This is a genomic window from Rickettsiales bacterium (genome assembly GCA_033762595.1).
Classification (GTDB): Bacteria; Pseudomonadota; Alphaproteobacteria; order Rickettsiales; family UBA8987; genus JANPLD01.
In genome coordinates this window covers 1-8,694 of sequence record JANRLM010000012.1, presented here as the reverse complement: position 1 = coordinate 8,694, position 8,694 = coordinate 1, and the positions used below count along the sequence as shown (strand labels likewise).

The 8,694-nt window shown below is 37.0% G+C and carries 5 protein-coding genes and 1 rRNA gene; all 6 read right to left on the bottom strand.

Annotated elements, in window-relative coordinates; translation table 11 throughout:
* Nucleotides 1–2,553: ribosomal RNA gene (locus tag SFT90_00825) — 23S ribosomal RNA — on the bottom strand; the annotation flags it as partial.
* A gap of 347 nt (nt 2,554–2,900) precedes the next feature.
* Nucleotides 2,901–4,007 carry a PfkB family carbohydrate kinase gene (locus SFT90_00820; protein ID MDX1949026.1) on the bottom strand — a complete coding sequence of 369 codons (1,107 nt, stop codon included), beginning with the start codon at nt 4,005–4,007 and terminating at the stop codon, nt 2,901–2,903.
* 2 nt (nt 4,008–4,009) lie between these two features.
* The gene (locus SFT90_00815) at nt 4,010–4,945 is read right to left on the bottom strand and encodes an SPOR domain-containing protein (GenBank protein MDX1949025.1); all 936 of its coding nucleotides are present in this window, start codon (nt 4,943–4,945) and stop codon (nt 4,010–4,012) included.
* 102 nt (nt 4,946–5,047) lie between these two features.
* On the bottom strand, nt 5,048–6,778 hold the full coding sequence (argS, locus tag SFT90_00810; GenBank protein MDX1949024.1) for an arginine--tRNA ligase: 1,731 nt from the start codon (nt 6,776–6,778) through the stop codon (nt 5,048–5,050).
* A 74-nt stretch (nt 6,779–6,852) separates the two neighbouring features.
* Nucleotides 6,853–7,611 carry a fatty acid desaturase CarF family protein gene (locus SFT90_00805; protein ID MDX1949023.1) on the bottom strand — a complete coding sequence of 253 codons (759 nt, stop codon included), beginning with the start codon at nt 7,609–7,611 and terminating at the stop codon, nt 6,853–6,855.
* Nucleotides 7,612–7,785: 174 nt separating this feature from the next.
* The gene (gene dapD / locus SFT90_00800; protein MDX1949022.1) at nt 7,786–8,622 is read right to left on the bottom strand and encodes a 2,3,4,5-tetrahydropyridine-2,6-dicarboxylate N-succinyltransferase; all 837 of its coding nucleotides are present in this window, start codon (nt 8,620–8,622) and stop codon (nt 7,786–7,788) included.
* Nucleotides 8,623–8,694 lie beyond the last annotated feature (72 nt).

Genomic DNA, 8,694 nt, shown 5'->3' with positions numbered 1-8,694 from the left:
GGCAGATAGGGACCGAACTGTCTCACGACGTTCTAAACCCAGCTCACGTACCTCTTTAAATGGCGAACAGCCATACCCTTGGGACCTTCTCCAGCCCCAGGATGAGATGAGCCGACATCGAGGTGCCAAACAGCGCCGTCGATATGAGCTCTTGGGCGCTATCAGCCTGTTATCCCCGGAGTACCTTTTATCCGTTGAGCGATGGCCCCACCACATGGAACCACCGGATCACTATGACCTACTTTCGTATCTGCTCGACTTGTAAGTCTTGCAGTCAGGCAGGCTTTTGCCATTGCACTCTAAAGGATGATATCCGACCATCCTGAGCCTACCTTCGCACGCCTCCGTTACTCTTTGGGAGGCAGCCGCCCCAGCTAAACTACCCACCATGCAGTGTCCAGGAGCCGGTTAAACGGCTCGCTGTTAGACACAAGAAACCTGCAGGGTAGTATCTCAACGACGACTCCAGAAGGGCTAGCGCCCTTCCTTCAAAGTCTCCTACCTATCCTGCACAGCAGATTCCCGGTGTCAATGCAAAGTTATAGTAAAGGTTCACGGGGTCTTTCCGTCTAACCGCGGGAACTCCGCATCTTCACGGAGAATTCAATTTCGCTGAGTCGATACTGGAGACAGTGGGGAAATCGTTACGCCATTCGTGCGGGTCGGAACTTACCCGACAAGGAATTTCGCTACCTTAGGACCGTCATAGTTACGGCCGCCGTTCACTGGGGCTTCGATCCGGAGCATACACCCCATCACTTAACCTTCCAGCACCGGGCAGGCGTCAGACCATATACATCGCTTTCTCAGCTTAGCATAGCCCTGTGTTTTTAGTAAACAGTCGCCACCCCCTGCTTTGTGCCGCCTATTAATGCTTGCGCAATAATTGGCCACCCTTCTTCCGAAGTTACGGGTGTAAATTGCCTAGTTCCTTCAACATCGTTATCTCAAACACCTTGGTATACTCTACCTTTCCACCTGGGTCGGTTTAGGGTACGGACTAATGTGGTGCTATTTCCTGGCACCTGTTCACTGCGCAAATGAATCCAATAACCTTGCACAATTTACCAGATGCGTCACACTCCACTGGCTCACGAATATTAACGTGATTCCCATCGACTACGCCTATCGGCCTCGCCTTAGGGACCGGCTAACCCTGCTCAGATTAGCTTTAAGCAGGAACCCTTGGAATTTCGGCGGGAGAGTTTCTCGCTCTCCTGATCGTTACTCATGTCAGCATTCTCACTTCTGATATCTCCAGCAAACCTTACGGTTCACCTTCACAGACTTACAGAACGCTCCGCTACCGCTCATACTAAAAGTATGAACCCGCAATTTCGGTGTGTAGTTTTAGCCCCGTTACATCTTCGGCGCTGAATCGCTTAATTAGATCAGTGAGCTATTACGCTTTCTTTAAAGGATGGCTGCTTCTAAGCCAACCTCCTGACTGTATTGGCGATTTAACATCCTTAAACACTTAACTACAACTTTGGGACCTTAATTGACGGTCTGGGCTATTTCCCTCTCGACCATGGACTTTATCACCCACAGTCTGCCTAGCTAAGAAAATACTTGTTGGTATTCGGAGTTTGATTCGGTTTGGTAAGGCTTTGGGCCCCCCTAGCCGATTCAGTGCTCTACCCCCAACAGTATGTTAAACTTAACGCTCTACCTAAATAGATTTCGCGGAGAACCAGCTATCTCCCAGTTTGATTGGCCTTTCACCCCTAGCCACAGCTCATCCCAATCTTTTTCAACAGATATGAGTTCGGCCCTCCAATAGGTGTTACCCTATTTTCAGCCTGGCCATGGCTAGATCACTGAGGTTTCGGGTCTATTGCCAGAGACTAAACGCGCTTTTAACACTCGCTTTCGCTACGCCTACACCTATCGGTTTAAGCTTGCCACTAACAATAAGTCGCTGACCCATTATACAAGAGGTACGCCATCAGGGGATAAACCCCCTTTGACTGCTTGTAAGTATTCGGTTTCAGGTACTATTTCACTCCCTTTATCAGGGTTCTTTTCACCTTTCCCTCACGGTACTTGTGCGCTATCGGTCATTTACGAGTACTTAGCCTTGGAGGGTGGCCCCCCCATATTCAGACAGGATTTCACGTGTCCCGCCTTACTCAAGAATCTATAATAATTTACTTATACGGGGCTATCACCCGCTATGGCGTTGGTTTCCAACAACTTCTAATTATGTTTTATAGATTACTGGGCTGATCCGCGTTCGCTCGTCACTACTAGCGGAGTCTCAATTGATTTCTTTTCCTACAGATACTTAGATATTTCAGTTCTCTGCGTTCGCTTCTTAAACCTATGTATTCAGTTTAAGATAATCTATAATGTTGTGAGTTATGAGTTGCGAGCTATGAGATTACTCTCACAACTCAAAACTCAAAAACTCACAACTAGATTGGGTTTCCCCATTCGGACATCTCCGGATCAAAGCTTATTGGCAGCTCCCCGAAGCTTATCGCAGCCTGTCACGTCCTTCATAGCCTGTAAATGCCAAGGCATCCACCGAATACCCTTTTCATGTTTGATACATGAAGAATTATATTCTAAATTTTGCCGATCTTATTTGAGATTACGATGACCTAATGCAGAACTAAACTTTTTAGCTCAAAACAATTAACGCATATAAAATGCGTTTGTCTTAACATCGCTCATCTATAATTTCTTTATATTGATTTTATTAACAATCTAATGCTGTTATTCACAATTTTAAAAAGCGACCAAAGAAAATTAATAAATATCATTTCGTTGGGAGTGAGGTGTATAATATCAAGTTTCAGATATGTCAACAGAGAAAATTAATTTTTTTTGAAAAAGATATTATTTGAACAAAAACCAAGAAAAACCGAGGAACTCAGGATAACAAAATTTTATATTTATGAAGTAAAATAAAATTTTTTGATCGTCTTCAACCTTGAATCATTAAATTTTAATTTTTCAACGGCACATTTCATTGCTTTTGATAGAGCTTCTTGCTTATTACATCCCAAAATAAGCCCCGCAATATAAGCCCCAATTGTTGTATCCCCCGCCCCATTCGTATAGGCCTTACCTATAAAAGGCAATGCTTGCGAGTGAGAAAATTTATCTTTACCAATTAAAAAAGCCCCGTATTTTCCTGCTGTAACCAAAGAATGAGATTCACCCGAAAGTAGAGATTGCAATTTTTTTATCAGCTCTGTAACCTCAATATTTGGCTTAAAGTTAGAGTTTTCAGCTTGCGTAAAAGATTTGTCCTCATCAATATTTTCAAGAAATATATAGCTTAATTCTTCTAAATTTGAAAAAATAATACTCGCCTTTGGAATAATTTTTTGAATAAAATCAGAATATTTATAAGAAGTATCTTTATCTGTTGGCAGGTTAAAGGAAAATTTTTTCTGCTTTAGATTATCTATGTTATTAATAATTTTTGAAAAATTTTCCTCGCCAATTTTACCAAGAACCGAACCCATGAGCATAAAAAAGGAATTTTCTTGAAATATTTTATCTTTTATAGAATCAAGATTTTCTTCCAAAGTTGTCTTAAAATCCCCCCTGTAAATCAGAGTTCGTTTTTGCCTTTTTTCACCCACATAAAGAACTACAGACTCAGCATAATTATTACTTTTATCATTAAGAAAAATCTCTATGCCCTCATTAGATAATTCTTCTAAAGATTGCCTGCCTGTTGCCACCAGCTTAATTTTTACTTGCGAAGAAGGATTGATAATCTGGTTAATATTATAAAAGATATTTGGCGTTGTGCCACCATAAGTAAAATAGGAATCCGAGATATAATTTTCTAGGTAATGTTTTATTTCTTTCAAACTGAATCTATCAAAAATTTCTATTTTAGATTTGGTAAAATCCTTGTTTTGAGAAGGGTATAAAGAATTTAGAAAAGGCAACAAGTTTTCATTAAAAAAATTATCAGAAATAAAGTATATATTATCTTTAATTCCAGTATCAAAACCAACAATATTTTTAATTTTCTCGAACAAAATTAGTAGACTTGAATCAAGCAATCTTGACCTTTAGCTTTGAGCGATACACATTTAGAAACCGCAGATGGCTTATCTTTATAAGGGCCAAAACTCAAACGATAATATTTTGAACCATTCACAATTGCCTCTGAAATATTTTTGCCCTTACCATCATTTCCGTTAGGAAATTTTTTCAAAAATCTGCCCCAGCCCGCTTCTAAATCTGCAACTGATTTGTGAGAACTAATTTGAACATAAAAACCTTTTCCTCCAACAACTTCTTTATTGCTAGATTTAAGAGCAATAGTAGTTTTATTTACACCAGTATTTTTATCTTGAGTTTTAGAAACACTCTCAACTTTTTTCTCAGCACTAACCTCAGCTTTCAAATCTTTTTCCATTGAGTCACCAATAGATTCTTTAGGGGCAGATTGCTGATCAATTAGCTTAATTTCTTTTTGAACATCAATAATTTTTTCAGCTTCCTTAATTAGTTTTTCATTTTCTTTTTGAACAATTTCTAATTTCTCTTTAGCTTTTTCATCAAGGTTAGATTCAATCTTCTTAGCTTCACTTTCAACTGCTGAAACCAAGCCACCATCTTCAGTTTTTTTATTATTTTCGTCTGGCAAGTTAATTTTGACAATATCTTCCCCACCAGTTTCAACCACATTTAAGCTTTCATCTATATTTTCAGAAGCACCCTTCATAGCGTTAAAAATCTGTTTATCTTGGTTAGAAATTTCCATACCACCTTGATCTTCCGGCTTAACTTTGAACGCAGATTTATCAGCTTTTATATAGTAAACACCATCTGATTTTTGAGAATTGATGTAGTAGCTATAAGCGTACCAGCAGAGAGTTAGAAATAAACCCAACGCAACAAATGCGAATAAAGGTAGTAATATCGATCCAGATTTTTGCTCTTCATCTAGGCTCATTGGTTTTTTATCCATATGAAAATTTTTTATTTTGATTATTAAAGCTATTCTCTATTTAGAAAATAATAAAATAAATTACCTATATTTTTCTAAATAAATTACACTTTCTTGCAGAAGTTACATTTTTTCAACTGGTGTAACACCCATAATGCGCAAGCCATTTCTCAAAATAATTTGCGTTGCATTGATTAAATTTACCCTTGCGATTGAGAGATTTTTATCTTTTTCATCAACAAAATTTATCCCCTCATCTTTACCAACATTCCACAATTGATGAAAATCACTCGCCAATTCATACAGATAAAAACTTATGCGATGAGGCTCTGAATGAACCGCAGAAAGCTCAAGAATTTTGGGATAATCAGAGAGCTTTTTAATAAGAGAGATTTCCAAATGATGATTTAATTTTTGGAAATTTTCTAAATTAGTTTTTGATTTTTCAAAATCTTCATTAAAAATCTCTTGGAATTTTCTTTTCACCGAATTTATCCTCGCATATGCATATTGCACATAAAAAACTGGATTATCTTTTGAGGTTTCAAGAACTTTTGCCAAGTCAAAATCAAGCTGGGTATCAGATTTTTTGGTGAGCATTATAAAACGCAGAACATCTTTGCCAACCTTTTCTAAAACTTCAGACATTGTAATAAAATTTCCAGCACGCTTAGACATCTTAACTGGCAAGCCATTTTCAACCACTTTTACAAGCTGAGAAAGTAAAATTTTTATTTCAGTTTTTTTATTTGATAACGCCGAAACCACCGCCCCAAGCCTTTTTACATATCCAGCGTGATCGGCACCTAGCACTAAAAATAATTTTTCAAACCCACGAGAAATTTTATCAAAATGATAGGCAATATCGCCTGAAAAATAAGTATAAGTTCCATCAGATTTTTGCAAAGGCCTATCTGTATCATCGCCATAATCTTTAGCTTTGAATAGTAATTGCTCACGAGGCTCATAATCCTCAACTGGCTTGCCTTTTGGTGCTTCTAAAATGCCATGATAAAGCAGATTTTGCTTGGTTAAAAACTCTAAAGATTCTTCCAGTTTTTTATCTTGATAAAGTTTTTTTTCGGAAGTCCAAACATCAAAATTCACGCCCAAATTTGCTAAATCAAATTTGATTAGTGCCAGCATTTCTGAAATTGCGAAGGTTTTTAACTCCTCTGGATAATTTTCATCATTAACGAATTCATTACCAAATTTTGCAATAAATTTTTCTGCAACTTCAATCAGGTATTCCCCCGGATATAAACCTTTTGGAATCTCCCCAATATCAACACCAAGCTTTTCTTTATACCTCAAAAAAGCTGATTTTGCTAGGGTTTCAATCTGCCCACCAGCATCATTAACATAATATTCTTTTGTAACATTATAACCATTTGCAATTAAAATATTTGCTAAAACATCACCCACAACCGCGTTTCTTGCGTGGCCTATATGCATTGGTCCAGTTGGATTTGCCGAGAGAAATTCAAGATTTACTTTTGCATTTTTACCAATTTTAGATTTTCCAAAATCATTTTTTTTGCTTAGAATTTCAGATAAAATTTGATAATAAATTTTATTATCCAAGCTAATATTTATAAAGCCAGCATCTGCGATTTCACAATTTTGAACTGATTCAATTACTTTGATTTTTTCAATTAAATTATTTGCAATTTCTTGCGGTTTAAGCCCAAGTGGCTTTGCCAAAACCATTGCAATATTAGTTGATAAATCGCCGAATTTAGTATCTTTTGGAGCTTCAACTGCAAAATTTTGTAAAAATTTTTCAGATATTTCTGGGTATAATTTTTTTACAATTTCAGCAATTTTTTCTTTGAATAAATTATAAATATTCATTTCTAGTAAATATGAGTTTTTATAGAGAATTAATAGCCAAACGGAGTGTTTAGTCAACTTCAAGCTTAAACTGACTAAAACTCTTTCTCAGGGGCGGAAAGCCCAGATTCACTATATATTCCAACCGAAACTAATTTTGCGGTAATAAAATTAACTAGAGGGTCAGCCCAGCCATTAACAAAACAAAAATATTTTGTTGGGTCTTTATGATGCAAAATATGCTTTCTAACACTTAAAACCAAACCGATATTTTGCAAAAATCTAATTGCTGAAGGAATATATTTTCTGCCATGCGTGCAAGAATGGATATATTGTGCAAACAGAACAATTACGCCAGTTGCAAAGAATGTAAAAATTAAATGCGGAGCATTTATATTAAGAATTAGCAAAATAAAATTAATCAAAAAATATCCACTACTAATTGGAATAGTTGGCAAGAAAGTTGTGAAGGCACTTCGGCGTGCAATATTTGCAGGGCTAACAAGGTGATGATGCTTAAAGAAATATACAAAATGCTGAAAAACTCCTGCTTTTTTCATGATTTCCATTCGCATTTTGCGATATTCATCACTATCTCTTTTGCCTTCAAAATAAAATAATTTATCCAAGCCAACTCCCTTTTTGCAAGGGGTAAAATCAACGATAAAATGCAAAATTCCAGATGTAAAATCAGCAAGGTAAATACTTACAAAAAATAAAGGAAGCAAAATCCAAAAATTATACTCAAAATTTGTATTTAGAATTAAGAAAATATTCGCAAAAAACAATATTAGGAAAGCAATTCCTAAAATTAAAAACCTTCCAAAATCCTGTTTTTCGATTAAACTTTGCATATTATTTTTTAGTTGGTCATCCTCAGGAGTAAGCCAGTAGGCTTACGACGTGAGGATCCAGATATTAAAGTTCAGTAGAACTTTAGTATAAATAAAATTCTACTAAATTTTATTTATTGGATTGCCACAAAAATTTTCTACTGAAAATTTTCTCGCAATGACGGAGCTTATCTTCTAATCCCTCAACAATTCATTAATACCAGTTTTGCTGCGGGTTTTTTCATCAACTCTTTTTACAATTATTGCCGCATAAAGTGATGGTGCGTCTGGCGTTTTACCACGTAAAGTGCCAGCAACAACCACTGAATATGGCGGAACTTTTCCATAAAAAATCTCGCCTGTCGCCCTATCAACTATCTTTGTAGAAGCACCTAAATATACACCCATTGAAAGCACTGAACCTTCACCAACTATAGCGCCTTCAGCAACTTCACTTCTTGCACCAATAAAGCAATTATCCTCAATAATCACAGGGTTAGCTTGCAGAGGCTCAAGCACTCCGCCAATTCCAGCACCGCCAGAAATATGACAATTTTTACCAATCTGAGCACACGAACCGATAGTCGCCCATGTATCAACCATCGTGCCTTCACCAACATAAGCACCTACATTAACGAATGAAGGAAGCAACACCGCACCTTTTGCGATAAAAGCAGATTTTCGAACTATCGCACCCGGAACAGCTCTAAAGCCTGCATTTCTGAAGTCTGCATCGCTCCAGCCATTAAATTTAAGTGGAACTTTATCAAAATAACTCGCTTGGGTAGCACCAAAAAAAGTGCCACTTGGCATTAGGGCGTTATCATTCAGGCGGAAAGAGAGCAAAATCGCCTTCTTTACCCATTGATTAACTTGCCAATCTACACCATTTTTTTCACACACGCGAAGCACTCCTTTATCAAGAAGTGCAAGGGTTTCATCTACGCTATCTCGAATTTCACCTTTGGTTTGAAGGTTAATTCCATCTCTTTCTTCCCAAGATTTTTCAATAATTGATTTAAGTCTATCCATATTAATTTTTAGTTGCTAGTTTAAGCACATTAATAAATGATGAGGATTTATGTTCAACCAAAATATTATTAA